General features: G+C 67.6%; 28 protein-coding genes, 6 tRNA genes and 1 riboswitch. Of the genes, 20 read left to right on the top strand and 14 right to left on the bottom strand.

Features of this window, described 5'->3' with window-relative positions; translation table 11 throughout:
- Positions 1–26 precede the first annotated feature (26 nt).
- The 4 genes from AB4089_RS13760 to AB4089_RS13745 form a co-directional block, all read right to left on the bottom strand.
- Positions 27–809 (bottom strand): SDR family NAD(P)-dependent oxidoreductase, encoded by a 783-nt coding sequence (locus AB4089_RS13760; RefSeq protein ID WP_441409840.1) that lies wholly within the window; start codon positions 807–809, stop codon positions 27–29.
- Entirely contained in the window at positions 806–2,203 is a 1,398-nt protein-coding gene (locus AB4089_RS13755; RefSeq protein ID WP_441409839.1) for a DUF6421 family protein, read from the bottom strand. The genes AB4089_RS13760 and AB4089_RS13755 overlap by 4 nt, the downstream gene beginning before the upstream one ends.
- Positions 2,204–2,444: 241 nt before the next feature.
- Positions 2,445–2,969, bottom strand: coding sequence for a peptide-methionine (R)-S-oxide reductase MsrB (msrB, locus tag AB4089_RS13750; protein ID WP_441409838.1), 525 nt, complete (start codon positions 2,967–2,969; stop codon positions 2,445–2,447).
- A gap of 14 nt (positions 2,970–2,983) precedes the next feature.
- Positions 2,984–3,472 (bottom strand): hypothetical protein, encoded by a 489-nt coding sequence (locus AB4089_RS13745; protein WP_390202991.1) that lies wholly within the window; start codon positions 3,470–3,472, stop codon positions 2,984–2,986.
- Between the two features lie 179 nt (positions 3,473–3,651).
- On the opposite strand from AB4089_RS13745, the gene AB4089_RS13740 reads away from it, so the two are divergent.
- Positions 3,652–5,055: an alpha/beta hydrolase family protein gene (locus AB4089_RS13740; protein WP_441409837.1), complete on the top strand. Its 1,404-nt coding sequence runs from the start codon at positions 3,652–3,654 to the stop codon at positions 5,053–5,055.
- A gap of 150 nt (positions 5,056–5,205) precedes the next feature.
- Here the strand turns inward: AB4089_RS13740 and ybaK are convergent, their stop codons facing one another.
- The 3 genes from ybaK to AB4089_RS13725 form a co-directional block, all read right to left on the bottom strand.
- Positions 5,206–5,703, bottom strand: coding sequence for a Cys-tRNA(Pro) deacylase (gene ybaK, locus AB4089_RS13735; protein WP_441409836.1), 498 nt, complete (start codon positions 5,701–5,703; stop codon positions 5,206–5,208).
- Positions 5,704–5,731: 28 nt separating this feature from the next.
- Positions 5,732–6,205, bottom strand: a complete 474-nt coding sequence (locus AB4089_RS13730) for a SufE family protein (protein ID WP_441409835.1) — start codon at positions 6,203–6,205, stop codon at positions 5,732–5,734.
- An 89-nt stretch (positions 6,206–6,294) separates the two neighbouring features.
- Positions 6,295–7,215, bottom strand: a complete 921-nt coding sequence (locus AB4089_RS13725) for a sulfurtransferase (protein WP_441409834.1) — start codon at positions 7,213–7,215, stop codon at positions 6,295–6,297.
- 227 nt (positions 7,216–7,442) lie between these two features.
- Between AB4089_RS13725 and zapE the strand changes: the two genes are divergently transcribed.
- On the top strand, positions 7,443–8,480 hold the full coding sequence (zapE, locus tag AB4089_RS13720; RefSeq protein WP_441409833.1) for a cell division protein ZapE: 1,038 nt from the start codon (positions 7,443–7,445) through the stop codon (positions 8,478–8,480).
- A 210-nt stretch (positions 8,481–8,690) separates the two neighbouring features.
- Here the strand turns inward: zapE and AB4089_RS13715 are convergent, their stop codons facing one another.
- From AB4089_RS13715 to AB4089_RS13690, 6 genes are all read right to left on the bottom strand, one after another.
- Entirely contained in the window at positions 8,691–8,960 is a 270-nt protein-coding gene (locus AB4089_RS13715; protein ID WP_441409832.1) for an antitoxin, read from the bottom strand.
- A gap of 249 nt (positions 8,961–9,209) precedes the next feature.
- A tRNA-Val gene (locus tag AB4089_RS13710) sits at positions 9,210–9,284 on the bottom strand.
- Between the two features lie 49 nt (positions 9,285–9,333).
- A tRNA-Gly gene (locus AB4089_RS13705) sits at positions 9,334–9,406 on the bottom strand.
- 61 nt (positions 9,407–9,467) lie between these two features.
- A tRNA-Val gene (locus AB4089_RS13700) sits at positions 9,468–9,542 on the bottom strand.
- A 39-nt stretch (positions 9,543–9,581) separates the two neighbouring features.
- A tRNA-Cys gene (locus AB4089_RS13695) sits at positions 9,582–9,652 on the bottom strand.
- A gap of 46 nt (positions 9,653–9,698) precedes the next feature.
- Positions 9,699–9,771, bottom strand: a tRNA-Gly gene (locus tag AB4089_RS13690).
- Between the two features lie 422 nt (positions 9,772–10,193).
- On the opposite strand from AB4089_RS13690, the gene AB4089_RS13685 reads away from it, so the two are divergent.
- The 15 genes from AB4089_RS13685 to hisF all read left to right on the top strand — a co-directional run bounded on the left by AB4089_RS13685 (position 10,194) and on the right by hisF (position 22,282).
- Positions 10,194–10,265: transfer RNA gene (locus AB4089_RS13685), tRNA-Val, on the top strand.
- Positions 10,266–10,351: 86 nt separating this feature from the next.
- On the top strand, positions 10,352–11,197 hold the full coding sequence (locus tag AB4089_RS13680; protein ID WP_441409831.1) for a cytochrome: 846 nt from the start codon (positions 10,352–10,354) through the stop codon (positions 11,195–11,197).
- An 89-nt stretch (positions 11,198–11,286) separates the two neighbouring features.
- Positions 11,287–11,859, top strand: coding sequence for a peptide deformylase (gene def, locus AB4089_RS13675; RefSeq protein WP_441409830.1), 573 nt, complete (start codon positions 11,287–11,289; stop codon positions 11,857–11,859).
- A complete protein-coding gene (gene fmt / locus AB4089_RS13670) occupies positions 11,856–12,776 on the top strand; it encodes a methionyl-tRNA formyltransferase (RefSeq protein ID WP_441409829.1) in 921 nt (306 codons plus the stop codon). Before def ends, fmt begins: the two co-directional genes overlap by 4 nt.
- On the top strand, positions 12,773–14,362 hold the full coding sequence (locus AB4089_RS13665; protein ID WP_441409828.1) for an RsmB/NOP family class I SAM-dependent RNA methyltransferase: 1,590 nt from the start codon (positions 12,773–12,775) through the stop codon (positions 14,360–14,362). The genes fmt and AB4089_RS13665 overlap by 4 nt, the downstream gene beginning before the upstream one ends.
- Positions 14,363–14,443: 81 nt before the next feature.
- Complete coding sequence (gene rpe, locus AB4089_RS13660) at positions 14,444–15,100, top strand: ribulose-phosphate 3-epimerase (RefSeq protein WP_441409827.1); 657 nt, start codon at positions 14,444–14,446, stop codon at positions 15,098–15,100.
- Positions 15,101–15,211: 111 nt separating this feature from the next.
- A riboswitch (FMN riboswitch) is annotated at positions 15,212–15,363 on the top strand.
- A gap of 94 nt (positions 15,364–15,457) precedes the next feature.
- The gene (pnuC, locus tag AB4089_RS13655; protein ID WP_441409826.1) at positions 15,458–16,177 is read left to right on the top strand and encodes a nicotinamide riboside transporter PnuC; all 720 of its coding nucleotides are present in this window, start codon (positions 15,458–15,460) and stop codon (positions 16,175–16,177) included.
- Positions 16,178–16,317: 140 nt separating this feature from the next.
- Complete coding sequence (gene ribD / locus AB4089_RS13650; RefSeq protein ID WP_441409894.1) at positions 16,318–17,433, top strand: bifunctional diaminohydroxyphosphoribosylaminopyrimidine deaminase/5-amino-6-(5-phosphoribosylamino)uracil reductase RibD; 1,116 nt, start codon at positions 16,318–16,320, stop codon at positions 17,431–17,433.
- A complete protein-coding gene (locus tag AB4089_RS13645; RefSeq protein WP_441409825.1) occupies positions 17,433–18,137 on the top strand; it encodes a riboflavin synthase in 705 nt (234 codons plus the stop codon). The genes ribD and AB4089_RS13645 overlap by 1 nt, the downstream gene beginning before the upstream one ends.
- The gene (gene ribB / locus AB4089_RS13640; protein WP_441409824.1) at positions 18,134–18,859 is read left to right on the top strand and encodes a 3,4-dihydroxy-2-butanone-4-phosphate synthase; all 726 of its coding nucleotides are present in this window, start codon (positions 18,134–18,136) and stop codon (positions 18,857–18,859) included. The genes AB4089_RS13645 and ribB overlap by 4 nt, the downstream gene beginning before the upstream one ends.
- 46 nt (positions 18,860–18,905) lie before the next feature.
- The gene (gene ribA, locus AB4089_RS13635) at positions 18,906–19,568 is read left to right on the top strand and encodes a GTP cyclohydrolase II (protein ID WP_441409893.1); all 663 of its coding nucleotides are present in this window, start codon (positions 18,906–18,908) and stop codon (positions 19,566–19,568) included.
- Positions 19,569–19,623: 55 nt separating this feature from the next.
- Positions 19,624–20,109 carry a 6,7-dimethyl-8-ribityllumazine synthase gene (ribH, locus tag AB4089_RS13630; RefSeq protein ID WP_441409823.1) on the top strand — a complete coding sequence of 162 codons (486 nt, stop codon included), beginning with the start codon at positions 19,624–19,626 and terminating at the stop codon, positions 20,107–20,109.
- 142 nt (positions 20,110–20,251) lie between these two features.
- Positions 20,252–20,515, top strand: coding sequence for a phosphoribosyl-ATP diphosphatase (locus tag AB4089_RS13625; protein WP_018772463.1), 264 nt, complete (start codon positions 20,252–20,254; stop codon positions 20,513–20,515).
- A 104-nt stretch (positions 20,516–20,619) separates the two neighbouring features.
- Positions 20,620–21,462: an ATP phosphoribosyltransferase gene (gene hisG, locus AB4089_RS13620; RefSeq protein WP_441409822.1), complete on the top strand. Its 843-nt coding sequence runs from the start codon at positions 20,620–20,622 to the stop codon at positions 21,460–21,462.
- A gap of 43 nt (positions 21,463–21,505) precedes the next feature.
- Positions 21,506–22,282: an imidazole glycerol phosphate synthase subunit HisF gene (hisF, locus tag AB4089_RS13615; protein ID WP_441409821.1), complete on the top strand. Its 777-nt coding sequence runs from the start codon at positions 21,506–21,508 to the stop codon at positions 22,280–22,282.
- A gap of 83 nt (positions 22,283–22,365) precedes the next feature.
- Here the strand turns inward: hisF and AB4089_RS13610 are convergent, their stop codons facing one another.
- Positions 22,366–23,010 (bottom strand): TIGR03085 family metal-binding protein, encoded by a 645-nt coding sequence (locus tag AB4089_RS13610; protein WP_441409820.1) that lies wholly within the window; start codon positions 23,008–23,010, stop codon positions 22,366–22,368.
- 177 nt (positions 23,011–23,187) lie between these two features.
- Here AB4089_RS13610 and hisI point away from each other — a divergent pair, with 177 nt between their 5' ends.
- From hisI to AB4089_RS13595, 3 genes are all read left to right on the top strand, one after another.
- A complete protein-coding gene (gene hisI / locus AB4089_RS13605; protein ID WP_441409819.1) occupies positions 23,188–23,619 on the top strand; it encodes a phosphoribosyl-AMP cyclohydrolase in 432 nt (143 codons plus the stop codon).
- Positions 23,620–23,722: 103 nt separating this feature from the next.
- Positions 23,723–25,300 carry an anthranilate synthase component I gene (locus tag AB4089_RS13600; protein WP_441409818.1) on the top strand — a complete coding sequence of 526 codons (1,578 nt, stop codon included), beginning with the start codon at positions 23,723–23,725 and terminating at the stop codon, positions 25,298–25,300.
- Positions 25,300–25,956, top strand: a complete 657-nt coding sequence (locus tag AB4089_RS13595) for a Trp biosynthesis-associated membrane protein (protein WP_441409817.1) — start codon at positions 25,300–25,302, stop codon at positions 25,954–25,956. Before AB4089_RS13600 ends, AB4089_RS13595 begins: the two co-directional genes overlap by 1 nt.
- The last annotated feature ends 22 nt before the right edge of the window (positions 25,957–25,978 follow it).

The following is a 25,978-nucleotide window of genomic DNA, read 5'->3' as shown; positions in this document are numbered from 1 at the left end:
GTCCGCGCCGCTGAATAGGAGCCAGTTCAGCGGCTCAGGAGCAGCCGCTGCCCGTTCAGCTCGGCCGCCGGGGTGCTGAAGAGCCCGACGGCGGCCGCGGCCAGGTCTTCGACATCGGTAAAGCCGGGGAAGGTGCGTTCCGGGGATTTGGCCCGCATTGCCGGGTCAACCAGGGCCTTCACCACGAAAATGGCGGCGGCGCTGTGAATTTCCGGGGTTTCCTGGCCGGCGTTATCCCCGGTATCCCCGGTATCCCCGGTCGCACCGGGGCCGGCGGCTGCAGCGTGGACCCGGTTGAACCCGTCCGCAACCGCCAGCGTCCAGGCCTCGGCGGCGGCTTTGGCCGCGGCGTAGCTGGCCCCGCCCGCCGTCGGGGCGCCCACTGCCGTGGAGGAGACCATGGCGAAGCGTCCGGTGTCAGAGGCGGCGAGGTCGTCAAAGAAGACGCGGGTGACGTTCCTCAGTGTGGTGACGGCGTTGCGCTCCAGGAAGTCCCAGTCGTCGTCGCTCTGGTCCGTGATGCCTTTCGCGCCGCGCCAGCCGCCCACAAGGTGGATGACGCCGTCGACGTTTCCGGCCATGCCGGCGACGCTCGCCCGCAGGGCCTGGACGTCGGCCAGGCTGGCGAGGTCGCTCACCAGCGGGGTCACGCCGCTGCCGGCCTGGGCAGCGGCGGCCTCGATGCGGGCGGCATCGGAGCCGACGGTAAAGACCCTGTGCCCGGCGTCGCGTAGGGCACGGGTGGTGGCGATCCCGGAGGGGCCGCTGCCGCCCGTGACGAGCACGTTCAAGGTGCGTCCGTTGCTCATCCGGCGTTCAGGGCCTGGGCGCCGCTGGCGGTATCCGAGGAACCGGTGATGCCGGCCGTGGATTCGATGACCGGGCGCATTTTCTTCTCGAGAGCCTCGTAGAACATGGACAGCGGGAACTCGTCGTCAAGGACCTGGTCCGTGAGGCCGCGGGGCGKGCCGTCCAGAGGGAGCGCGTCCGGACCCTTGGCCCACACCGAGGCCGGGTTGGGCGTGACCGTGCCGGAGATCAGCTCGTAGGCGGCAAGCCAGTGGGCCATCTTGGGGCGGTCGATCGAGCGCCAGTACAGTTCCTCGATCTTCGCGGCGAGTTCAACCACGACGTCGGCCGCCTCGTCCCAGTCGATGCTGAGCTTGCTGTCGGTCCAGTGCAGGACGTGGTGCTGGTGCATCCAGGCGAAGAGGAGCTGGCCGCCGAGGCCGTCATAGTTGCGGACGCGGGTCCCGGTGATGGCGAAGCGGAAGATGCGGTCAAAGATCACGGCGTACTGGACAAGCTTGGCGTGCCGGCGAGCCTCCGGATCAGCGTCCTCGTCCTTCTCGATCTTCACCGATTCGCGGAAAGCGGTGAGGTCGCAGCGCAGTTCCTCCAGCGAGTACAGGAAGAACGGCATGCGCTGCTTGATCATGAACGGGTCGAAAGGCAGGTCCCCGCGCATGTGGGTACGGTCGTGGATGAGGTCCCACATGACGAACGTTTCCTGCGTCAGCTCCTGGTCCTCCAGCAGCGCGGCGGCGTCCTCGGGCAGCTGCAGGGACGTGATCTCGGCGGCGGCGCGCAGGACGCGGCGGAAACGGGCGGCCTCGCGGTCGGCGAAGATCGCGCCCCACGTGAACGTCGGGGTCTCGCGGACGGCGACGGTCTCGGGGAAGAGCACGGCGGAGTTGGTGTTGTAGCCCGGCGTGAAGTCCAGGAAGCGGATCGGGACGAAGAGCTTGTTGGAGTATTCGCCCGTTTCCAGGCCGCCGATGAATTCGGGCCAGATGACCTCGATCAGTACGGCCTCGACCAGGCGGCTGCTGCTGCCGTTCTGGGTGTACATCGGGAACACGACGAGGTGCTGGAGCCCGTTGACCCGGTGCTGCTGCGGCTGGAAGGCCTGGAGCGAATCCAGGAAGTCCGGGACGCCGAAGCCGCCGTCGGCCCACCGGCCAAAGTCGGTGACGAGCAGATCCAGGTAGCGGGCGTCGTGCGGGAAGGACGGGGCCAGGGCCGAAATCGCTGCGGTGATGGTGGCGACGTGGCCGGCCGCGGCGTCGTGGGCTTCGGCGTCCGGGACGGAACCGTCCTTGACCTGGAGGGCCTGCAGGGCGGTGGTGGCAGCCTTGAGGCGCAGCCATTCCTGGTTGCCGGAGGTGATCGGGGCGGGGGCGGTGAGAGCGGTCGTGGTCATCGTCGACGTCGCCTTTCTGGTTGCTGTGGAGCATGTCGCTGAATCTAAATCGAGCGTAGCAAGCAAACAGGAGCCCTAATGCAAAATTGCCTTGAGCATAAGAAAGACTGTGGCAAGTGATTCGGGGAAGCTGTTCCAGCGGAAGGAAAGGGAGGCCTGCCGGCCACTGCGGACCCCCGCAAGAAAACCACAGTGACCCGCAGTGCGCGGCGCCGGACTGGCTGCCGGCGCGGCTGCAGGGCTACTTCCCGGCGTCGTCCGCGGGAACCAGCTTCAATGAGACCGAGTTGATGCAGAACCGCTGGTCCGTGGGGGTGCCGTAGCCCTCGCCGTCGAACACATGGCCCAGGTGGGAATCGCAGGTGGCGCAGCGGACCTCCACCCGGTCCATTCCCATGGTGCGGTCATGGATGTAGCGCACGGTGCCCTCTGCGAGCGGCGCCCAGAAGGAGGGCCAGCCGCAGTGCGAGTCGAATTTTTCGTTGCTGGTGAACAGCTCGGTGCCGCAGGCCCGGCACTGGTAGACGCCCCGGGTGTGGGTGTCCCAGTATTCGCCGGTGTACGGACGCTCGGTACCGGCCTGGCGGAGCACGCGGTACTCCTCCGGGGTCAGTTCCTCGCGCCACTGGGCATCGGTCTTCCCGACCGGCTTCCCGGCCGCGGGCTGTTCGCCCGGGGCAGCGGCAGGATCGCCGGCGGGGTCGGCGGCAGACGCTGCGCCGGCAATGGCCTGGGGCATGGATTTGGACCTGTTAAAGATGCTCATAGCCTAAATAACGCTCAGGAGTCCCCGATAAATCCCGAACCGGCGTACAGATGCAGGACGGGCAGGCCGAGCTTGTCCTGTGCCTTGGTGGCCCAGTCCGTGTGGAAGGTGTCGGCGACAGCGTGCGGACGGGTGATCACCACAGCCTGGCCGGCGCTGAGTTCCTTGACCTTGGCAACCAGCCCATCGACGGCCTTGCCCTCGACGACTTCGCCCGTGACGCCGCCGCCCAGGCCGGCCAGCGCGGCCAGCGACGCGGCCAGGGTGTCGGCTGCTTCGGCCCGCTCACCGGCGGGATCGGAGTGTGCAGTCAGTTCGCGGAAGGCTTTGGCGATTTCAAGCAAGGAAAGGTTCTCCAGGAAATCCACCACCAGGTGCCGCTCGGTGTTGGCCGGCACCAGGATCAGCAGGGGCGAATCACCGCCGGCAACCAGGGTTTCAATGTTGACGCGGTCATCCGCACCGAGGGGCTCTTCTGTCAAAATGACGATTGGATCACTCATGACCCCAGCCTAGTCGCGCTCGTGTTGCCCCGCATGCTTGTGCTCCGCCGAGCCTGCGTGTCTGTGCCCGTGTTCGTGGCCGTGTCTGCGCCCATGTCTGTGCCGGCGCAACCCGTTGCCTTGGTTGCCTGAACAGCGGCAATGCCGTGGTTGCGCCGGAGTTCCGTCAGAATGGTGCCATGGCATCCTCCTTGCGCCTCAGCCCGGACCTTCGCCCCGACCTCCGCCGCGCCGCCGCCCGGTCTGTGCCCCGTGGGAAAGCGGTCCCCGTTGCGGCCGCCCCTGGCCCCTCGCCGTCGGGAAGCGCCAAATGGGCGCTGGGGGGAATCATCGGCGGCAGCGCCGCCGCAGGCGTGCTCGCCGCCGGGTCGTCCGCCCTCGCCCTGTATTTCGCCCGCCGCGTCATCACTCCGGCCAGGTTCCGCGCCGAGGACCAGGAGGTGCTGGCGGTGATCGGCGAGGGGCGGGGGCTGCAGGTCATTCTCGCCGCCACCCCGGATTCGACGGTCGACGGCGTCTATGGCTTCTTCTTCGACGGCGGCCGGGGCCACGCGCGCATCGGCCGGATCCTGTCCTACTCGCCGGCTGAACGCACAGTCCTCCGCGAGGTGGAGCACGTCTACAGCGGGGACCTGGCCACGGTCCGGCGCGGCTGGTGGAGCGGGGCTGCCTATCCGGACCCGGCCGCAATGGGTCTCCCGGTGGAGGACGTGCTGATCGACGTCGATGCCGGCACGGCGCCGGCCTGGCTGGTCCGCGCAGCGCCGGCGTCGGGGGATTTGGAACCGCAGGACGTGGAATCGCGGAACGCGGAACCGCAGGACGCAGCGTCGAACGTCTGGGCGATCATGGTCCACGGCCGGGGCGCCACCCGGCTGGAGGGCCTGCGGGCTCTTCGGCCGGCCCGGGAACTGGGCATGTCCAGTCTTCTGATCTCCTACCGGAACGACGGGCTGGCCCCGTCCGCCAGCGACGGGCGCTACGGCCTGGGCTCCACCGAGTGGCGCGACGTCGAGGCCGCCATTGACTTTGCTTTGCAACAGGGTGCCCGCGAGGTCGTCCTGTTCGGCTGGTCGATGGGCGGCGCGATCTGCCTCCAGACGGCTGACCTCTCCCGGCATCGCCACCTGATCCGGGCAATGGTCCTGGACGCGCCGGTGATCAATTGGGTCAATGTGCTGGCCCACCATGCGGAACTGAACCGGATCCCGTCGTCCGTGGGCCGCTACGGGCAACTGATGCTCAGCCACCGCCTGGGCAGGCGGTTGACCGGGCTGGCCGCCCCCGTTGACCTCAAGGCGATGGACTGGGTTTCGCGAGCCGTGGAGCTGCGGACGCCGACCCTCATTGTGCACAGCGTGGACGACGAATACGTCCCCTACGGGCCCTCTGCCGTGCTGGCCGAAAAAAATCCGGAGATGGTCACCTTCGAGCCCTTCGACCGGGCCCTGCACACCAAAGAATGGAACGTGGATCCTGAGCGGTGGGAGCGGCAGGTCACGGCGTGGCTCCGGCTGCAGCTGGCCCCCCGTGCCAACCCCGGCGGCCAGGAGCCGGCGGCCGGGAACGCGGCATCGAACTAACAGCCCCGCCGATCTAGAAGCCCTGCCAAACTAGCAGCCCCGCCGATCTAGAAGCCCTGCCGATCTAGAAGCCCTGCCGAAACGGCAGAACACGGCAGTGTTTCGCGCCGGCACTGCCGTGATCTGCCGTCTCGACGCCGACTACGGCCGTCAGTCGCGCCGGGTGCCGATCCTGGCGGTCCGGGCAGCCGTGAGGCGGATGAGTTCGGCCGGATCCAGCTCGATGTCCAGGCCACGCCGTCCGCCCGAAACCAGGATGGTCTGCAGCGCCAGGGCGCTCTCATCGACCACTGTGGGGGAGGGCTGGCGCTGCCCGAGCGGTGAGATGCCGCCGAGCACGTAACCGGTCCGGCGCTGCGCCGCGGCCGGGTCAGCCATCTCGGCCTTTTTACCGCCCAGGGCGGCGGCCATCGCCTTGAGGTCCAGGTTTCCGCTCACGGGAACGACGCCGACGGCGAGCCGGCCGTCGACGTCGACCATGAGCGTCTTGAAGACCCGGGCCGGGTCGACGCCGAGCACATCCGCCGCTTCCAGGCCATAGCTGGCCACGCCGGGGTCATGCGTGTAGGGATGGGCGACAAAGGGAACCCCGGCGGCCGCGAGTGCTGCGGTGGCCGGAGTTCCCTGCGAGGCGTGCTTGCGGGTCATGTTGCCTTAGCTGTCCGGGCGCCTGGGCTCAGGACTGCGCCGGCGATTGCCGGTTTCCGGACGCGACGACTTTGCGCTTGATCCGGCCCAGCATGGCCGTCATCCCGCGCATGCGCAGCGGAGTGATGGCCCGGGTGAGGCCCAGCAGTTCGGGCATGTCGTCCGGGACGGCCAGGATTTCCGCGGCGCTGAGGCCGTCGAGTCCTTCATGGAGCACCCCGGCGAAGCCGCGGGTGGTGGGGGCTTCCTTGGGCGCCTTGAAGTAGAGCCGGACGCGCTCCGGCTCAACGCCGTCGGCCTGTTCCGTCTCAACGGTGAGGAAGAGCGGCGTCTGGCATTCCACAACCTGCTCCAGCAGCTCCGGGTGGTCCCGGAGCCGCTCCGGAAGTTCCGGGAGTCCCTGTGAGAACTCGAGGAGCAGCTGCAGCCGTTCTGCTTCGGTCAGGGCCTGGAAGTCGTCGACAATTTCCGCCAGCGCGGCGGGGAGGGCTGAAGTATTCATCATTCCCAGCTTACGCACGCGCGCCGAATGTGTCCCTGTCGCGTCCGGTTTCGGCCCATGATGCCAGTGGCTCCGGTTGTACTGTGCCCTCAGTTGTACTGTGCCGGAACCGCGCCGCGTTCGGCGCCCTTGACGATCGGGACGCGCACGGCGTTGCCCCATTCGGTCCAGGAACCGTCATAGTTCCTGACAGTCTCGAAGCCCAGCAGGTACTTCAGCGCAAACCAGGTGTGGCTGGACCGCTCGCCGATCCGGCAGTACGCCACGACGTCGTCGCCTTCCTTGAGCCCGGCCTCGCCGAGGTAGAGGGCCTCAAGTTCGCCGCGGTTGCGGTAGGTGCCGTCGCCGGCGGCCGCGCGGGCCCAGGGGATGGAGGCCGCGGTGGGGATGTGGCCGCCGCGCAGTGCGCCTTCTTCAGGGTAGGCGGGCATGTGGGTCCGCTGGCCGGTGTATTCCTCGGGCGAGCGGACGTCGATCAGCGGCTTGCCGAAGTGGGCCAGGACGTCATCCTTGAACGCCCGGATCGGGGCGTCATTGCGCTCCACGACGGGGTAATTGGCGGGGGAGGGGACGGTTGTTTCGGTGGAGAGCGCCCGGTCCTCGGCGATCCACTTGTCCCGGCCGCCGTCAAGAAGCCGGACGTCCTCGTGGCCAAACAGCGTGAAAACCCACAGGGCGTAGGCGGCCCACCAGTTGGACTTGTCGCCGTAAATCACCACGGTGCTGTCCCGGGAAATCCCCTTGGCTGCAGCCAGCGCGGCGAAGGCCTCGCCGTCGACGTAGTCGCGGGTCACCTCGTCGTTGAGGTCGGTGTGCCAGTCGATCTTCACGGCCCCCGGGATGTGGCCGGTCTCGTAGACCAGGACGTCTTCGTCGGACTCGACCACCACCAGGTTGCCGCCGTCGAGGGCGCCTGCCTCGATTTCCGTTGCGAGCCATTCGGTGGATACCAGGCGCTCGGGGTGGGCGTAGGCGGAGAATTTCTCGTTCTGTTCAACGGGGTAGGACATTTCGATGGCCTTTCACTGGAACGGTCAGGAGGCCCGGGCGCGGAAAGCGTGCGCGGCGCCGGGCCTGTTACAACACTAGTCACGGGCCGGCGGGAATGCTCCACCGGGTTCATACGGGGAAATGTGGCCTTGCTCACGCCTGCGCCGCGTTCGCGCCCGCGCACGCAGGCCGGCCATTCTTTGCCGGTATTCTTGCTGGGGACAAGAGACCAGCAGAACGGACCACCTTGGTACAGATCGAACAGCTCGCCGCCCGTACGCCGGCAGTTTCCGTGGACGAACTCCTCAATGGGTTCTATCCGTCGCCGCGGTTCGGTGAGGTGTCGTTTGCCAGTTACCGGCCCGATCCCGCCCAGCCCAGCCAGGCCCACGCGGTCCACGCCCTGCAGCACTTCGCGGCCGGTGTTGGCGCGCGCGACGGAGACGGCCTGTTCAAGCGGCTCTTCGGCAAGAAGGACACGTCCCGCGCCGGCATCTACCTCGACGGCGGATTCGGTGTTGGAAAGACCCACCTGCTGGCATCGCTGTGGCACGCCGCGCCCGGGCCCAAGGCCTTCGGCACGTTCGTCGAATACACCAACCTGGTTGGTGCGCTGTCCTTCCGTAAGACCGTGGAGGCCCTCAGCCACTACAAGCTCGTGTGCATCGATGAATTTGAGCTCGACGACCCGGGCGACACAGTGCTCATGTCCCGGCTGATGCGCGAACTCGCCGACGCCGGCGTGAAGCTCGCCGCAACCTCGAATACCCTGCCGGGCTCACTGGGCGACGGGCGCTTCGCGGCCGTCGACTTCGCCCGCGAAATCCAGGTGCTGGCCGACCAGTTCGACGTCGTGAGGATCGACGGCGAGGACTTCCGCCACCGTGGCCTGCCGGCCGCGCCCGCGCCGCTGCGCAACGATGACCTGACGCACCAGATGCATGCCGAATTCGACGGCAAGACAGTGGCCCGCGATGAGTTCAGCACCTTGATCAACCACCTGGCGGGCGTGCACCCAAGCCGCTACCGCCAGCTGCTGGACGGAATCGAGGGCGTCGTCTGGAAGAACGTGCACACGATCACCGAGCAGGCCGTGGCGCTGCGCTTCGTGGTGCTGGCGGACCGGCTGTACGACAAGGACGTGCCCATCCTTGCCAGCGGTGTGCCGTTCGACCAGCTCTTCACCGAGGAAATGATGACCGGCGGGTACATGAAGAAATACTTCCGCGCCGTCTCCCGGCTCACGGCGCTAGCCCGCGAGGGCCAAAACCACGAACCGTCGTAGCCGCTCCAGGCCCCTTCGGCTCACACGGCTTACACGGCTTGTGACGCTCCCACGGCACACAGCACACAGCAACGCGGGGTCACTCCGCGCCCATCCCTGGCCTACCGGATGGGCGCGAAGTGAACCCGCGTTGTTCTTTAAGGCGCCTTAAACGCCGAAGGTGCCGGCGCCGCCTCCCGGCGGGACCGACACCTCGCTGACGTACCTGGGTCAGAGGCCCTGCTGCCGGGGTTCACCGGCTACAGGGGGCTCTTCCGCGACGGGCGGCTGATTGGCGACACGAGCCTCGTTGGGCTGGTCGTCTGCCTTGTCCACGAAGTCGGAAGCACCCTTCTGCACTGCATCGACCTGATCGGCGTATTTGCCGCCGGTCTTCGAGTCGACGAAATCGCCGGCCTTCTCGATGCCGTCCTTGATGGTCTCTTCGTTGCCACCAATGACTTGCTGAGCCTTGCCCTTCAGATCGTCAAGTAAACCCACGGGCACCTCCCTTCGGTCGCGGAGCCAGATCGCTCCTCCGGCTTCGATAGTAACTGCCGCAGAAGATCGTGCCAAGGGTTGAGCCGCTTCCCGTAGTCGGCGCTGTCAAGAGTCTTGTGGCCCGGTCGGGGAACGGGYGGCGCGGGGTTCGCGGGGCAAGTGCCGCTGCGGGACGGGCGCTGAGGCGCCGCGGGCGCGGGCCGCTCCGGTTGTGGGCATGAAAAAAAGCAGCTCCGGAGAGCTGCTTGATGGTGGGCGATACTGGGATCGAACCAGTGACCTCTTCCGTGTCAGGGAAGCGCGCTACCGCTGCGCCAATCGCCCGCAACCGGAAGAATCCGGAGTGGATTTTTGTGAATCTAATACACAACAGAGCGGACGACGAGATTCGAACTCGCGACATCCACCTTGGCAAGGTGGTGCTCTACCAGCTGAGCTACGTCCGCAATTTTATGAAGTCCTTGCCGGCTGTGCCGGTGGTTCTGCATCAAGCAAGTTGCCTTGCTTTGGTGGGCGATACTGGGATCGAACCAGTGACCTCTTCCGTGTCAGGGAAGCGCGCTACCGCTGCGCCAATCGCCCCTTGCATCCGGTCGGAACCGGAAACCAGGGTTTTCACCGAGGTGGGTACGGGATTCGAACCCGTGTATACGGCTTTGCAGGCCGCTGCCTCGCCTCTCGGCCAACCCACCGTGTAGACAGGATTCCGAAAAACCTTTGCCGTGACAGTGTCCTGCGAGCGGACGACGAGATTCGAACTCGCGACATCCACCTTGGCAAGGTGGTGCTCTACCAGCTGAGCTACGTCCGCATTGTTGGGGTGCATTTCCCTGCCGCATTTGGCATTTCCTCGCGTTCCAACGAGTAAGAACTCTATAGGAGGTTCAGGGAATCTACAAATCGAGACACGTCGGCCTTCCTTCGATGTCCCTACTTCCTTGATTTCTAGGGGATTTTGCTAATTACAGCGCTGTAATTAGCGCACTCCTTTCGAGCCGCGGAACAAGTCGCAGCTGAATGCGGATCCGGATGCAGCGGACCCTAAAGACTGGGCCATAGTGAAAGCGCCATAGAGAAAGCGGCATGGAGACGGGCGAAGCCGCTCTGCAATATGACGGCCTCGCAGACACAGGACCTCGGCACTGGTGACGGGAGTGCGGATCCGAGGTGCGGCCGGGTTCTGCTGGCCGATTTCTAAAATCCGTCCGGGTGGGCTAGCATTCAATGTCGTTAGGGCGATTGGCGCAGTGGTAGCGCGCTTCGTTCACACCGAAGAGGTCACTGGTTCGAACCCAGTATCGCCCACTAACGAAATGGTCCGTTCCGCTGACTCAGCGGGGTGGGCCATTTTGCTTTTCACCGTTGTCTGACCCCCGTGAAAGAGTCTTCATATGACCGCTCCACTCCTCGCCCACGCCACTGACTACGGCCGCATGTACGCCCGCTCCACATCGGCACAGTTCTCCGTCCCCTCCATCACCACGGTGATCGGCCAGCAGCCTCATGGCCTGGATGGCTGGTTTGGATATATGGGCGCGAACAGCCTGGCCCAGGATCCCGAGCTCTCCGGCATCCTGGGAAGCCCCGCCAAACTGCGCCAGGCGGTAAGCCGCGCAGCCAAGGCGGCGGAGTCGTACCGGGACGAGGCAGCTAAGCGCGGGGACCGGGTCCACAACTACTGTGAGCAGGTTGCGCTGCGTGCGCTCGGCCGGCCGCACCAGATGAAGGAAACGCGGGAGGCGCTGGCCGCCAACGGTGAGGAAGCCTTCGCGGCGCGCTTCGACGAATGGTGGGAACTGTTCCAGGTTGAGCCCATCGCCCCGGAAATTACGGTGTGGAACAAGACTGTCGGCTACGCCGGCACCCTGGACCTCGTGGCAAAGATCAACGGCAGGACCTGCCTCATCGACTACAAGACGAAGGGCACCAGCCGGGACGGCACCGTCAAGCCGCTGGATGACAAGGTGGTCATGCAGCTCGTCGCCGGCATGAAGGCAGAGGAGAGCCTGGTCGATCCCGTGGCGGGGGAGTGGGAGGCCTGGCAGCATGGTGAATCCCCGATCCTCCTGGCGGTGGCGGTGGGCGAGACCGAAGTCCGCCCGCAGCGGGCCAACCCCGATGTCCTGAAGCATCACTGGTGGAAATTCTGTGCGCTGCGCCGCGTCTGGGAAATGTCCGCCGATACGGCAACCGCCGGAGCGGCGCTGCTCCCGCTGGCACCTCCCGTGAAGCGCTGAGCCGGGAACCCTGAGCCGGAGCGCTGGCCCGGCAGCTGCAACTAAACTGGACTGGATCCCTAGCCGACCACCGTGAGGACAGACTGCACATGGCCATTTTGAATATCCGCATCATCGGCGATCCTGTGTTGCGCACAGTCGCCGATCCCGTGACGGAATTCGGGCCTGAACTGGCAAAGCTCGTCGCCGACATGACTGAAACCATGGAGGATGTCGAAGGCGCAGGCCTGGCCGCGCCCCAGGTCGGTGTGAGCCTGCGTGTCTTCACCTACCGGATCGGTGGCGTCGAGGGTCACATCATCAACCCCGTGCTGGAAAACAGCGAGGACTTCCAGCCGGACCAGGTGGAGGGATGCCTGTCCATCCCGGGACTCGGCTTCCCGGTGCGCCGGTATCGCCATACCCGCGTGACCGGCGTGGACCTTCATGGGAACCCCGTCGCGGTGGAGGGCGAGGACATGCTGGCGCGCTGCTTCCAGCACGAGACCGACCACCTGGACGGCATCCTCTACACGGACCGGCTGGAGGGCGATGACCGGAAGGCCGCCCTGCGCGCCATCCGCAATGCCAACTACGACGCCATTACGGAACAGACAACAACCAAGCGCGCGAAAAGCGTCGGGACGAGCTTTGGCGGGTCCAGCTTCGGGCTCAACCCGTGAGGGTTCTTTTCGCGGGGACCCCCGCCGTCGCCGTGCCCTCCCTGGACGCCCTTGTTGACGCCGGGTTCGACGTCGTCGCCGTCCTCACCCGACCTGACGCCCCGCTGGGACGCAAACGGGTCCTGACGCCGTCGCCGGTGGCGGCCCGGGCCACCGAGCTTGGCATCGAGGTCATCCACGCTGCCAAGGTGGATGCCGAGGTCACCGCCCGCATCGCCGGCGCTGCGCCGGACGTCGCGGCGATCGTTGCCTACGGCGGACTGATTCCCCGTGCAGCCCTGGACGTTCCCCGCCACGGCTGGGTGAACCTGCACTTCTCCCTGCTCCCGGCCTGGCGCGGCGCCGCCCCCGTGCAGCGTGCCGTCATTGCAGGCGACGACGTCACCGGTGCTGTGACCTTCCGTCTTGAAGAGGGGTTGGACACCGGTCCGGTTTTCGGAACGCTCACGGAGACCGTGCACCCCGGCGACACCGCCGGGGCCTTGCTGGAACGGCTCTCCCACAGCGGTGCCGTCCTGCTGGCCCAGACGCTGTCCGCCATCGACGCCGGTAAGGCCGCCGCGATGCCGCAACAGGGCGAGGTCAGCCTGGCACCCAAGCTCAGTCTCGAGGACGGCCGGCTCGACTGGCGGCAGCCCGCCCTGGCGATCGGGCGCAGGGCCCGCGGCGTCACGCCGGAGCCCGGAGCCTGGACCTTGCTCGATGGCCAACGGATCAAACTGGAACCGGTGCAACCCGCCCCGGAGTCCGCCGCGCTTCGGCCCGGACAGCTGGCCATGGACGGGAAACGCGTCCTTGTAGGCACGGGGTCGCACCCCGTGGAATTGACCCGGGTCCAGCCCGCGGGCAAGAAAATGATGACCGCCGCTGATTGGGCGCGTGGGCAGGCAACACTTGAAAGCGTGGTATTCGAATGAGCGAGTCCGGGACCAGCGGCAGCAGCCGAGGCAGGGGCCCTCAGCGCGGCGCCGGGCAGGGTGGTGGCCAGGGCGGCCGGGGACGTGACGGCAGCATCCGCAACGCCCAGGGCCGGGAACGCAACCGCGGTCCGCAGCGCGGCTTCACCGAGAACGCACCGTCACAGCGCACCCGCCGCGCCGATCCTGCCCGGCTGGTTGCCTTCGAAGTGCTCCGCGCCGTGGCGTCTGAGGACGCCTACGCGAACCTCGTGCTGCCGGCCCGGATCCGGCACCACGGGCTGGACAAGCGCGACGCCGGTTTCGCCACCGAGCTCAGCTACGGCGCCCTCCGCGGCCAAGGCACGTACGACGCGATCCTGGCGCGATGCGTTGACCGGCCGCTGGACGAACTGGATCCGGCCATCCTCGACGCGCTCCGGATCGGCGTTCATCAGCTGCTCGCAATGCGCGTGCCCGCCCACGCCGCCCTGGACCAGACTGTCGGCCTGGCCCGGGCCGTGATCGGTGCCGGGCCCTCGGCACTGATCAATGCCGTGCTGCGAAAGGTCTCCGCACACACCCTTGAAGAATGGCTTGAGCTGCTGCTCAGCACCGAGACCGATGCCACCACGATCGCGTCCATCCGCTACGCCCACCCGGAGTGGATCGTCCGCGCGCTCCGCCAATCGCTGGTGGCTCACGGCCGGTCGGCTGCCGAGATTGACGCGCTCCTCGAGGCCGATAACGCCGCGCCCGTGGTGAATCTCGTGGCGCTGCCCGGCGTCGGCAGCCTGGACGAGGCCCTGGAAGGCGGGGCCACCCCGGGTGAACTCGTCGAGGGATCGGCTCTCTCCAGTGGCGGGGACCTCGGCCGGCTTGCCTCGGTCCGCGACGGAAGCACCCGTGTCCAGGACGTCGGTTCGCAGCTCGTGGCACGGGCTATGGCCGCCGTCGACCTCGGCGGGAATCCCAGCGGAGATGGGGGAGCGGGCAGCGGAGGCGCGGAGGAACGCTGGCTCGACCTCTGTGCCGGCCCGGGCGGCAAGGCCGCCCTGCTCGGAGCCCTCGCCCGGCAGCGCGGCGCGCACCTGCTGGCCAACGAATTCGCCCCGCACCGTGCCAAACTGGTCCGCCAAGCCCTCTCGGCCGTCCCGCGGGAGGCCTGGGAAGTCAGGACCGGCGACGGCCGTGAGATTGGCGCGGAGCAGCCGGAATCCTTCGACCGCGTCCTCGTTGACGTCCCGTGCACCGGCCTGGGCGCCTTGCGCCGGCGCCCGGAGTCACGCTGGCGGCGCACGCCCAAGGACCTCGTAGACCTTGGTCCGCTGCAGCGCCAGCTGCTCAAATCAGCGATCGACGCCGTCAAACCCGGCGGCGTGGTGGCGTACGTCACCTGCTCGCCGCACCCTGCGGAGACGACCGCCGTCGTGAGTGATGTCCTGCGTAAGCGAGAGGACCTCGAGCTCCTCGACGCCGGCGCCGTGCTGGACAGCGTCAGCCTCACCGGCCACCTCGAGGCCGGCAATGAGCTCACCGCGCAGCTTTGGCCGCACGTGCACCACACGGACGCAATGTTCCTGGCGCTTATTCACAAGAAGGCCTGAGTCTCACCGATACTGGGGCACTGATACCTGGAAAAGAACCAGCCAAAACGAACCAGCTGAGTACGAACAAGAAGGACATCCATGGCCCAGTGCTGCATCAACCCGAGCATCCTTTCGGCAGATTTCGTCAACCTTCAAGCCGAACTGCGCCGCATCAGCAATGCCGATGCGGTGCATGTGGACGTCATGGACAACCACTTCGTGCCCAACCTGACCATCGGGTTGCCCGTAGTGCAGCGCATCCAGGCCGTCAGCCCGGTGCCGCTGGACGCCCACCTGATGATCGCCGACGCCGACCGCTGGGCACCGGGCTTCGCCGACGCCGGCGTCGCCTCAGTGACGTTCCACGCCGAAGCCTCGATCGCGCCCATCAAACTCGCGCGGGAACTGCGGGCCCGCGGCGCCAAGGCCGGCATGGCACTGCGTCCCGGCACTCCCGTAGAGCCCTACCTGGACATGCTCTCGGAACTGGACCTGCTGTTGATCATGACGGTTGAGCCCGGTTTCGGCGGGCAGTCATTCCTGGACCTGACGCTGCCGAAGATCCGGCGGGCCCGCGCGGCCATTGACGGCTCCGGCGTGGGCGTGGCGCTGCAGGTCGACGGCGGCATCACCGAGGAGACGATCGTGCGTGCGGCGGAAGCGGGAGCAAACGTCTTCGTCGCCGGATCGGCCGTATACGGCGCCGCGGACCCGGCGGACGCGATCGAACGGCTCCGCGCGGCCGGAAGCCGCTGAGGGCCCGGCGGTCCCTGGAGGGAACTGCCACGCAAAGATGACTCAGACCGTAACTTCTGCGACCGGGAATAGCCGGAGACCGGTCCGGGTTGTGTCAGAATAGCAACACACATACGTGCTCCGGGGTCGGTGTAAGTCCGAACCGGCGGTGACAGTCCGCGACCCGCGCGCCAGCGCCTTCTTTCGGGAAGGACGCCGGCAAACGGTTGAATCGGTGAAATTCCGATACCGACAGTTAAAGTCTGGATGAGAGAAGCACGTACAGCTGTTACGGCGGTGCCCACAAGGCACCGCATAATTGTGCTGTCGTATACCCCCGGAGCCATCGCGGTTCTTAAGGGAAGGAACGACATACACATGGACTTTCTGCGATGGCTCTTCGAAGCACAGATCCCGGTAGGCGGATCTGTCCTGATTCTTCGCGAAGTGCTTGGCAACATCTTTGGGCTCGCCGGCGCCCTGGGAGGCATGCGCCGCCGGGTCTGGGCCTGGCCCGTCGGCATCGCCGGCAATCTCCTGCTCCTGACCGTCTTCCTTGGCAATGTCTTCGGCTCGGCGACGCCGGCCACGCTGTGGGGCCAGGCAGGTCGCCAGATCATGTTCATCGGCGTCGCCGTCTATGGCTGGTACCGCTGGCGGCAGGCCGCACATACAAGCGGCGCCGCGGAAGCCATTGCGCCACGCTGGGCCAGCAACAAAACCCGGCTGCTCCTGGGAGCATCGCTGGTGGCCGGCACCTTGGCGCTCACCCCGGTCTTCGATTCGCTCGGCTCCTACCCTCCGGTCTGGGCCGACGCCTGGACCTTCATGGGGTCCCTGCTCGCCACCTACGGGATGGCGCGCGGCTGGACGGAGTTCTGGCTCATCTGGGTAGCCGTCGACATCGTAGGCGTCCCCCTGCTCTTCAGCGCCGGGTATTTCGCCAGCGCCTTCATGTACCTGTTCTACGGCTTCTTCACGCTGGCCGGGTTCTTTGTCTGGTGGCGCGCGGCCCGGGTCGCGGCACGTTCCGGCGCAGCAGTTTCCGCCACGGCAGCATCCGATGAACCGGCCCCCGACCTGGCGGTCAGGGCATGAGCGGCTCACAGCCCGTTGCGACGGCCGCAATCGGCGTGCCCGACGCCGTCCGCCCACCCAGCGCCGCCGAATCCAGCGCCGCCGAATCCAGCACTGGCGAATTCAGCGCCGTCGAATTCAGCGCTGCCGAAAATGCTGCGATGCAGGATGCCCTCGCCGCCGCCGCGCAGGGCCCGCGGGGCGCCAACCCGCTCGTAGGCGCCGTCATCATGGGGCCCGACGGAACGCACCTCGCCACCGGCTACCACCGGGGAGCGGGGACCGCGCATGCCGAGGCTGACGCCATCACCCAGGCGACGGCGGCCGGCCAGGACCTGCGCGGCACCGCGATGGTGGTGACCCTGGAACCCTGCAACCACTGCGGCCGCACCGGCCCCTGCGCCCAGGCCATCATCGACGCCGGCATCACCGACGTCATCTATGCCATCGACGACCCCCACGATCCGGCCGCCGGCGGCGCCGTGACGCTCCGCGCCGCGGGCGTCCGGGTCCGCTCCGGGCTGGCCGCCGACGCCGCACTGGACCTGAACCGGCGCTGGTTCGACGCCGTCGACGCCAAACGGCCCTTTGTAACCCTGCACATCGCGCAGACCCTCGACAGCCGCATCGCCGCCAGCGACGGCACCAGCCAGTGGATCTCCAGCCCGGAGTCGCTCGCGGACAATCACGCCCTGCGGGGCAGGATTGACGCGATCTTGGTGGGTACCCAGACAGTCCTCGTTGACAACCCACGGCTTACGGCCCGGAACGCCGACGGCGAGGCCGCCGGCAAACAGCCGCTGCGCGCCGTCATGGGGTACCGGGGGATTCCCGAGGACGCCGCCATCCACGGGGCAGACGGCAACGTCCTGCACCTGGCCACCCGCGACCCGCGCGAGGCCCTGGACCAGCTGTTCGACAGCGGGGTCAGGCACCTCATGGTGGAGGGCGGCTCCCGCGTGCTGAGCGCGTTCCTTGCGGCGGGCCTGGTCGACGAGCTCATCGTTTACCTGGCGCCGACGCTTCTTGGCTCGGGCACAGCGGCCCTGGAGGACCTTGGCATCGCCACCCTGGCCGACGCCCAACACTGGGAATGGGACCCGGCCTCCGGAGGTGCCGTCCATGCCCTCGGCCGCGACCTCCGGCTGCATCTTCGCCCGGCCACGGCAGCCGCACCGGCCACGCCAGCCACCGCGGCCGTCCCCACCGCCACCCCTACTTCGTCCGATACAACCCCGCACCGCACCGGCGCGGACACCGCCGCAGGAGGCAACTGATGTTTACCGGAATTATCGCCGAGCAGGGAAAGGTGCTCTCCGTTGAACGCAACGGGGACAGCGCCACCGTTCGGCTCCACGCGCCCGGCACCACGGACGGCCTCGCCCTGGGCGGTTCCATAGCGGTCAACGGTGTCTGCCTCACCGCCACCCAGATCGACGGCAGGGACTTCAGCGTCGACGTCATGGGCGAGACCCTTGACCGCAGCACCATCGGAGAACTCACCGCCGGCGATCCGGTCAACCTGGAACGCTGCGTGCCCGCCGGCGGGCGGCTGGACGGCCACGTGGTCCAGGGGCACGTCGACGGCGTCGGCCGGCTCCTGGAACGCGAGGGCCTCGGCAACTGGGACCGGCTCCGGTTTGGAGTGCCGGCCGGACTGGCCCGCTACATCGCCGAAAAGGGTTCCATCGCCGTCGACGGCGTCTCCCTCACCGTTACCACTGTGAGCCCGGCCAACGATCCGGCGCCGTGGTTCGAAGTGGGGCTGATCCCCACAACCCTGGCCGAAACCGGGCTGGGCCAGAAGGCAGTCGGCGGCCACGTCAACCTCGAGGTCGACGTCCTGGCCAAGTACACCGAACGCCTCCTGTCCTTTGCCGGCGGAACCGGCCCCGCCGCACACCGGGCGCCCGACGCTTCCGCAGAAGCAGCCGCCGTGCCCGCAGGCGAGGCAGCACTCTCGGAAGGGGCCACGAAATGAGCCGCGTCAAAGATCCTGCCCATGGCTTGGCAAAGGCGCTCGGCGCCGCCACCCCAGCTGCCGCCACCCCAGATGCCGGCCGGGTAGGCCTGGACCCGATTGAGGATGCCATCAGCGCCATGGCAGCCGGACGACCGGTCCTGGTGGTGGATAACGAAGACCGCGAGAACGAAGGCGACATCATCTTCGCCGCCGAGCACGCGACCCCCGAGCTGATGGGCTGGACGGTCCGTTACAGCTCCGGTGTGATCTGCGTACCGCTCGACGCCGACCGCGCCGACGCCCTTGCGCTGCCGCCGATGGTGGCGGTCAATGAGGACGCGAAGGGCACCGCCTACACCGTGTCCTGCGACGCCGCGGTGGGTGTCAGCACCGGAATTTCCGCCACGGACCGCGCCCTGACGGCACGGATCCTGGCCGACCCGCAAAGCCAGCCGAAATCATTGACCCGTCCCGGGCATGTTTTCCCCCTCCGCGCCGTTAAGGGGGGAGTGCGGGAACGTCCCGGCCACACTGAGGCGGCCGTGGACCTGTGCCGGCTGGCGGGCCTGGAGCCCGTGGGAGTGATAGCAGAGCTGGTGTACGACAACGGAGAAATGATGCGGCTGGACGGATTGCGTGGCTTCGCCATCGAGCATGGCTGCCCCCTGATTTCGATTGCGGATCTGGTGGCCTACCTCGAGGCGGGGCAGCACGGCAGCCACGCAACGGACCCCGTCTGATGGAGGAGAAAAAGTGACGACTTCGAAGACCCGAGAAGAGATGCCCATGGCGCGCCAACCGCATCCGGTCAGCGCAGGACCCATCGTCCAGCTGCCCACCGCCTTTGGCAATTTCGTGGCGCAGGCCTGGACCGACCTGGCTACCGGCGCGGAACACCTGGCGGTCAGTTCGCCGATGCCCCCCACTGACGGCCAGGCCCCGCTGGTCCGCCTCCATTCCGAGTGCCTCACCGGCGACGTATTCGGTTCCTACCGCTGCGACTGCGGCGAGCAGCTGGCCTATGCCCTCGAGCTGATCAACGAACTCGGCGGCACGCTGCTGTACCTCCGCGGCCAGGAGGGCCGCGGGATCGGCCTGGCGAACAAGATGAAGGCCTACGCCCTGCAGGAAGCCGGGTTTGACACTGTGGAGGCCAACGAGCAGCTTGGGCTGCCGGTCGACGCGCGCTGCTACAAGGCCGCGGCCCAGATCCTCGCAGAGATGGGCCTCCATGAGATCCGGCTCCTGAGCAACAACCCGGACAAGCAGGACCGGCTCGCCCAGGCAGGGGTCAGGGTAGTGGAGATGGTTCCCACCGAGGTTCCCTCGCGCGAGCAGAACATCCGCTACCTGCAGACCAAGAAGGACCGGATGGATCACCGCCTGGTCCTGGACGGTGAACCCGCGCCGGCCGCCGGAATGGCCGGATTCGAGCCCGACCACGACTGACCGGGTGGCCCCCGGGCCGTCCCACCCACCTAGACCCAACAGCAAGGATTAACCTATGAGCGGCCACGGCGCCCCCCAGATCGACCTCAGCACCTTCAAGCCCGAGGAAACCTCGCAGCTCAAACTGGCCATCGTGGCCGCGAGCTGGCACACCCAAATCATGGACGGACTGCTCGACGGCGCCCTGCGCGCCGCGAAGGACGCCGGCATCAGCGAACCGACCGTCCTGCGGGTCCCCGGCACCTTTGAACTCCCCGTCGCGGCGGCCCGCCTGGCACCGCACTTCGACGCCGTCGTGGCGCTCGGCGTCGTCATTCGCGGCGGCACACCGCACTTCGAATACGTCTGCGAGGCAGCCACCCTGGGCCTGACCGAGGTCAGCGTCCGCACCGGTGTCCCCGTGGGCTTCGGCGTGCTGACCTGCGATACCGAACAGCAGGGGATCGACCGGGCCGGCCTGCCGGGATCCACCGAGGACAAGGGCCACGAGGCGGTCACCRCCGCCCTGGCCACGGCAGTGACCCTCAAGCAGTTCGGCTGAGCACCCAGGCTCCAGCCAGTGCCGGCGCGGAGGCCACCCTGGCTGTCCGCGCCGGCCGTGTTTTATGTATTGCCTCACATCCCGTCCGTCATGCAACGGCCCGGCAGGTGTTCCCGCGCCGGGAGCAAGTAGGCTTGGGGGCGTGAAGAATTTCGAGTCGCTGTTCGCAGAACTGAGTGAAAAGGCAGCCGTCCGCCCGGAAGGCTCCCGCACCGTCGCCGAACTGGATTCCGGAGTCCACGGCATCGGCAAGAAGGTCGTGGAGGAAGCAGCCGAGGTCTGGATGGCTGCCGAGTATGAATCCGATGAAGCCGCAGCCGAGGAAATTTCGCAGCTGCTGTACCACCTGCAGGTTCTGATGCTCGCCAAAGGACTCACCCTGGAAGACGTCTACAAGCATCTGTAGCCGCGCCCGCACCGGAAACCGCCATGACATCCCTGGCGGATCCCGTGCACCGCGTGGCCGATGTGCCCCCACAGAGACTTCCACACCCAAGAGAGACTTTTCCCATGCTTAGAGTTGCCGTCCCGAACAAGGGATCCCTGTCCGAAGCTGCCGCGGCCATGCTGGCCGAGGCAGGCTACCGCCAGCGCCGCGACACCCGCGAGCTTGTCATGGTGGACCCGGACAACGACATTGAATTCTTCTTCCTGCGCCCGCGCGACATCGCCGTGTACGTGGGGCAGGGAACGCTCGACGTCGGCATCACCGGCCGCGACCTGCTTCTCGACGCAGAGGTCGAGGCGGAGGAGCTGCTGCCGCTGGGCTTCGCCGCGTCCACGTTCCGCTTCGCCGGCCCGGTAGGCGACTTCACCACCGTCGCCGAGCTCGAGGGCAAGCGCCTCGCCACGAGCTATGACGGACTGCTGCGCGGCTACCTGGCCGAGCGCGGCATCAACGCCAAGGTGGTCCGCCTCGACGGCGCCGTGGAATCCTCCGTGCGCCTGGGCGTCGCGGACGCGATTGCCGACGTCGTCGAGACCGGCACCACGCTCAAGGCTGCCGGCATGGAGATCTTCGGCGAGCCGATCCTGAATTCCGAGTCGGTGCTGATCGGCCGCAAGGGCGAGCAGAACCCGGCCACTGAGGTGCTGATCCGCAGGCTCCAGGGCGTCCTGGTGGCGCGGCAGTATGTGCTGATGGACTACGACATCCGCAAGGAACTTGTCGAACAGGCCGCCGGACTGACTCCGGGCCTGGAATCGCCCACCGTCTCGCCGCTGCGCGATTCGGAATGGGTGGCCGTCCGCTCCATGGTCCCCAAGCGGGAAACCAACCGGATCATGGATGAGCTCTACGACCTCGGCGCCCGCGCCATCCTGGTCAGCAGCATCCACGCCTGCCGCATCTGAGCATCCACCCGCCACCGTCCTCCAGCAAACACCAGGAGAAGTCATGACTGTTGCCGTGCGCGTCATCCCGTGCCTCGACGTCGATGCCGGCCGCGTGGTCAAGGGCATCAACTTTGAAGGCCTGCGCGACGCCGGGGACCCGGTGGAACTGGCGCACCGCTACGACAACAGCGGCGCCGACGAGCTGACCTTCCTGGACGTCACTGCCTCCTCCGGCAACCGGGAGACCACGTTCGACGTCGTCCGCCGCACCGCCGAGGAAGTCTTCATCCCGTTGACGGTCGGTGGCGGCGTTCGCGGCGTCGCCGAGGTGGACAAACTCCTGCGCTGCGGGGCGGACAAGGCTGCCATCAACACCGCGGCCGTGGCCCGGCCGGATGTGATCGACGAGATCACCCGGCACTTCGGTTCCCAGGTCCTGGTGCTTTCCCTCGACGCCCGGCGCACGCGCCCCGGCTCAGTGCCCACGCCGTCGGGCTTTGAAGTGACCACACACGGCGGACGGCAGGGGACCGGAATCGATGCCATCGCGTGGGCAAAGGAGGCGGCCGACCGCGGGGTGGGCGAAATCCTGCTCAACTCGATCGACGCCGACGGCACCAAGGACGGCTTTGACCTGGAACTGATCCGCCTGGCGAGGGCTGGGGTCAAGGTCCCGCTCATCGCCTCCGGCGGCGCCGGCAAGCCCGAACACTTCCCGCCGGCAGTGGCCGCAGGCGCCGACGCTGTCCTGGCGGCCTCGGTCTTCCACTTCGGGCCCCTCGACATGATCGCCCAGGTCAAGGCCGCGATCCGCGAGGCCGGCTTCGAGGTCCGCTAAGCCACCCGCTTAGAGCAACGCGGGGTCACTCAGCGCCCATCCCGAAGGGATTATTGGCGCTAGGTGACCCCGCGTTGTTTGGTTTAGAGCCCGACTTCGGCGGACTGCAGGAGCGCGACGGCGTCCGGCTGGCCTTCGAAGGTCACGAGCGCGTGGCGGGTGCGGCCGTGCGCGTGCATGAGGAGTTCGCCCGGCTCGCCGACGATGGCCACCGACACGGGGGCCCGTTTGGCCACGTGCCTGGGGCCGGACGGACTGACCAGCACAATGCCCAGATCCACGCCGCGGTACAGGATAGCTGCCCGCTTGACCAGCTCATCCCACAGGGCGTCCGAGTACTCCTGGTCGAGGGCGCGCGGGGCCCAGCGGTCCACGGCGCGGCGGACGTCCTCGGTGTGCACAAAATACTCGATCAGGTTGGAGCTCTCGTCCAGGGCCTTGATCCGCAGCGGCGACAACGCCGGGGGACCGGCACGGAAGTCGTTGACCAGCTTGGCGTAGTCCTCGGGGGTCTTCAGCGTGTCCGCGAGTTGGGCCGTCGCCTGGTCCGAGGCCTTGGACAGGCGTTTGAACATGAGGCCCAGTCCGACGGCGATTTTTCGCTCGCGGAGGTACAAGTGCGCGGCAAGATCGCGGGTGCGCCAACCCGCACAGAGCGTGGCAGCATCGGGACCGGCCGCCAGCAGGGTTTCGGCCAGGACTTCTCGGGACGGTTCGACGAAATGCATCACTTGTGAAACTAGCACGAGACGGCCGTGCGTGGGCACAGGAATCGCCGCCATGACCGTGCCCGGCCGCGTCATTGGGCGGATGGACGCGGCAGGCGGCCCCAATGGCGCGCCAGTGTTAAGCGGCGGGCGGACCCACAGGCCGGCAGCCCGCCCGGAGGCACTAGACTTGATCTGATGTCTGAGCAGCCCGCCCCCGCCAACACGCCCGCCAACAGCGTTTCGACGCAGCCTGAGCCCGCAGCGTCGGCGAGCCCCCTTCCGGCCGGACTTGCCGACGCCCTCAAACGCGACAGCGCCGGCCTGGTGGCCGCGATCGTCCAGCAGTTCGACACCCATGAGGTGCTGATGCTGGGCTGGATGGATGACGAGGCCCTGCACCGCACCATGACGACCGGACGCGTGACCTTCTACTCGCGCTCCCGCCAGGAGTACTGGCGCAAGGGCGACACCTCCGGGCACGTGCAGTGGGTCAAGTCGCTCGCCATGGACTGCGACGGCGACGCCCTGCTGGTCCGGGTGGACCAGGTGGGCGCGGCCTGCCACACCGGATCCCGGACCTGCTTCGACGGCCGCGAGCTCGACGCCGTCGTCGGCCACGCAGGCTAGGCGCCCCCGGCGCGTCCACAAGCTTCACGAACCGGACCCAGGCAGGATCCCATCACCGGATCCGGTGACAGGTCCCCCTAACGAACAGGCGGAAAGCACAGCCATGCAGGACCTTGGAATCATCAGCCCCAGCCTCGAAGAGTTCCGCGAACTCGCGGGCCACAGCCGCGTCATCCCCGTCCGGCTCAAGGTGCTGGCTGACGCCGAAACCCCGATCGGACTCTACCGCAAGCTCGCCCAGGGCCAGCCCGGGACGTTCCTGATGGAGTCTGCGGCCGTCGGCGGATCCTGGTCCCGCTACTCCTTCATCGGCTCCCGCTCCCGTGCCACCCTGACCACCAAGGACGGCAACGCGCACTGGCTGGGCCAGCCCCCAGTCGGCGTGCCGCTGGACGGCAACCCGGTGGACGCCATCCGTGACACCGTCGCGGCCCTCCGCACCGAACGCTTCGACGGGCTCCCGCCGTTCACCTCCGGCCTGGTCGGCTTCCTGGGCTGGGAAACCGTCCGGCACTGGGAGAAACTGACCAGCCCGCCGGAGGATGACCTCAAACTCCCGGAGATGGCCCTCAACCTGGTCACGGACATGGCGGTCCACGACAACATTTACGGCACCGTCCTGCTGATCGCCAACGCCATCAACTTTGACAACAGCTCCGAACGCGTCGACGAGGCCTGGCACGACGCCGTCGCCCGCGTGAAAGCCCTGCTGGAGAAGATCAGCCGCCCCGTGGAGCAGCCGGTCTCCGTGCTGGAGACCGCGGCCCTGGATTTCGCGTCGAGCGTGCAGGAACGCTGGGACGAATCCGAGTACCTCGCCGCCCTGGACCGCGGCAAGGAAGCGATCGTGGACGGCGAAGTCTTCCAGGTGGTCATATCCCGCCGCTTCGAAATGGAATGCGGCGCCGACCCTCTCGACGTCTACCGGGTCCTGCGGAACACCAATCCCAGCCCCTATATGTACCTCTTCAGCTTCGAGGATGCCGCGGGCCGCGAGTACACGATCGTCGGCTCCTCGCCGGAGGCCCTCGTGACCGTGACCGGGGACGAGGTCATCACCCACCCCATCGCCGGCTCACGGCCGCGCGGCAAGACGGTGGAGGCGGACAAGGCCCTGGCCGAGGAACTGCTGGCGGACCAGAAGGAACGCGCCGAGCACCTGATGCTGGTCGACCTGTCCCGCAACGACCTCTCCAAGGTCTGCGTCGCAGGTTCTGTCGACGTCACCCAGTTCATGGAGGTGGAACGCTTCAGCCACATCATGCACCTCGTCTCCACCGTGGTCGGCGAGTTGGCCCCGGCCGCCAAGGCCTACGACGTCCTCAAGGCAACCTTCCCGGCCGGCACCCTCTCCGGTGCCCCGAAGCCGCGGGCCCTGCGCCTCCTGGACGAGCTGGAACCGCACCGGCGCGGCATCTACGGCGGCGTGGTCGGGTACCTGGACTTCGCCGGGGACATGGACATGGCGATCGCGATCCGCTCGGCCCTGCTCCGGGAAGGGCGCGCCTACGTGCAGGCTGGCGGCGGGATCGTGGCCGATTCGGTCAACCCCACCGAGGCCCAGGAAACCGTCAACAAGGCTGCCGCCCCGCTCCGCGCCGTGCACACCGCCGGTTCGCTGCACAACATCACCGCTGACGCCGTCATCGACTCAGCGCCCGACGCCGGAGCGGAGGACTGATGGAGCAGCCGGAAGCCACCGCTAAAAACACCGTTAAGACCACCACGCGACCCGCAGTCCCAGGCTGGGCCCGCAAGTCCACCCTGGTCCTGGTGATCGCCGCCCTGGCGCTGGCCGTGTTCGGGACCACCACCCAGACCTGGCTTACGGTGCACCTGGACCCCACGCAGCTCGGCGCGGCCGTGGCCAGCCAGGACGGCCTGCAGGTCCAGGGCAGCAAGGCCGCGACCACCGTCACGGCCCTGGCCCTCGTTGCCCTCGCCGGCGGCCTCGCTGCCTCCATCGCCGGCCGGGTGTCCCGCTGGGTCATCACGGCGATCATCCTGCTCGCGGCCGTGGGCATCGTCGCCGCGGCAGCCGTCGTGCTGGCGGACCCGCTGTCCGCTGCGCAGGGATCGATCGCGGCCGCCACCGGGATCAGCGGCAGCAGCGTCCAGGTGGACGTGACGGTGTTCCCCGTGATCGCCGTCGTCGCCGGCGCACTGCTGGGGCTCAGTGCCCTGGCGATCGTGCCGGCCGGCCGCTACTGGAAGAGCCGAACCAAATATGACGCGGCCGCCGCCGGCGGAACCGCAGCTGGTGGCACAGCGCCGGCCGCCCCCGCGGACGAGATTGAGAGCTGGGACCGCCTGTCCCGCGGTGACGACCCCACCTGAGCCGATGCCGCGGCCAATAACG

Source organism: Arthrobacter sp. 2MCAF15 (assembly GCF_052115605.1).
Taxonomy (GTDB): Bacteria; Actinomycetota; Actinomycetes; order Actinomycetales; family Micrococcaceae; genus Arthrobacter.
This window is presented reverse-complemented; position numbering and strand designations above follow the sequence as displayed.

Coding starts and splice junctions, on each gene's coding strand:
- AB4089_RS13760 (WP_441409840.1), bottom strand. CDS start 809: ATGAGCAACGGACGCACCTTGAACGTGCTCGTCACGGGCGGCAGCGGC.
- ribD (WP_441409894.1), top strand. CDS start 16,318: ATGCAGGATGCCCTCGCCGCCGCCGCGCAGGGCCCGCGGGGCGCCAAC.
- AB4089_RS13600 (WP_441409818.1), top strand. CDS start 23,723: ATGCAGGACCTTGGAATCATCAGCCCCAGCCTCGAAGAGTTCCGCGAA.
- AB4089_RS13725 (WP_441409834.1), bottom strand. CDS start 7,215: ATGTCCTACCCCGTTGAACAGAACGAGAAATTCTCCGCCTACGCCCAC.
- AB4089_RS13595 (WP_441409817.1), top strand. CDS start 25,300: ATGGAGCAGCCGGAAGCCACCGCTAAAAACACCGTTAAGACCACCACG.
- hisF (WP_441409821.1), top strand. CDS start 21,506: ATGACTGTTGCCGTGCGCGTCATCCCGTGCCTCGACGTCGATGCCGGC.
- hisG (WP_441409822.1), top strand. CDS start 20,620: ATGCTTAGAGTTGCCGTCCCGAACAAGGGATCCCTGTCCGAAGCTGCC.
- ribA (WP_441409893.1), top strand. CDS start 18,906: ATGGCGCGCCAACCGCATCCGGTCAGCGCAGGACCCATCGTCCAGCTG.
- def (WP_441409830.1), top strand. CDS start 11,287: ATGGCCATTTTGAATATCCGCATCATCGGCGATCCTGTGTTGCGCACA.
- AB4089_RS13730 (WP_441409835.1), bottom strand. CDS start 6,205: ATGAATACTTCAGCCCTCCCCGCCGCGCTGGCGGAAATTGTCGACGAC.
- pnuC (WP_441409826.1), top strand. CDS start 15,458: ATGGACTTTCTGCGATGGCTCTTCGAAGCACAGATCCCGGTAGGCGGA.
- ybaK (WP_441409836.1), bottom strand. CDS start 5,703: ATGACCCGCAAGCACGCCTCGCAGGGAACTCCGGCCACCGCAGCACTC.
- rpe (WP_441409827.1), top strand. CDS start 14,444: ATGGCCCAGTGCTGCATCAACCCGAGCATCCTTTCGGCAGATTTCGTC.
- AB4089_RS13740 (WP_441409837.1), top strand. CDS start 3,652: ATGGCATCCTCCTTGCGCCTCAGCCCGGACCTTCGCCCCGACCTCCGC.
- AB4089_RS13610 (WP_441409820.1), bottom strand. CDS start 23,010: ATGCATTTCGTCGAACCGTCCCGAGAAGTCCTGGCCGAAACCCTGCTG.
- hisI (WP_441409819.1), top strand. CDS start 23,188: ATGTCTGAGCAGCCCGCCCCCGCCAACACGCCCGCCAACAGCGTTTCG.
- msrB (WP_441409838.1), bottom strand. CDS start 2,969: ATGAGCATCTTTAACAGGTCCAAATCCATGCCCCAGGCCATTGCCGGC.
- ribB (WP_441409824.1), top strand. CDS start 18,134: ATGAGCCGCGTCAAAGATCCTGCCCATGGCTTGGCAAAGGCGCTCGGC.
- AB4089_RS13645 (WP_441409825.1), top strand. CDS start 17,433: ATGTTTACCGGAATTATCGCCGAGCAGGGAAAGGTGCTCTCCGTTGAA.
- AB4089_RS13745 (WP_390202991.1), bottom strand. CDS start 3,472: ATGAGTGATCCAATCGTCATTTTGACAGAAGAGCCCCTCGGTGCGGAT.
- AB4089_RS13665 (WP_441409828.1), top strand. CDS start 12,773: ATGAGCGAGTCCGGGACCAGCGGCAGCAGCCGAGGCAGGGGCCCTCAG.
- AB4089_RS13680 (WP_441409831.1), top strand. CDS start 10,352: ATGACCGCTCCACTCCTCGCCCACGCCACTGACTACGGCCGCATGTAC.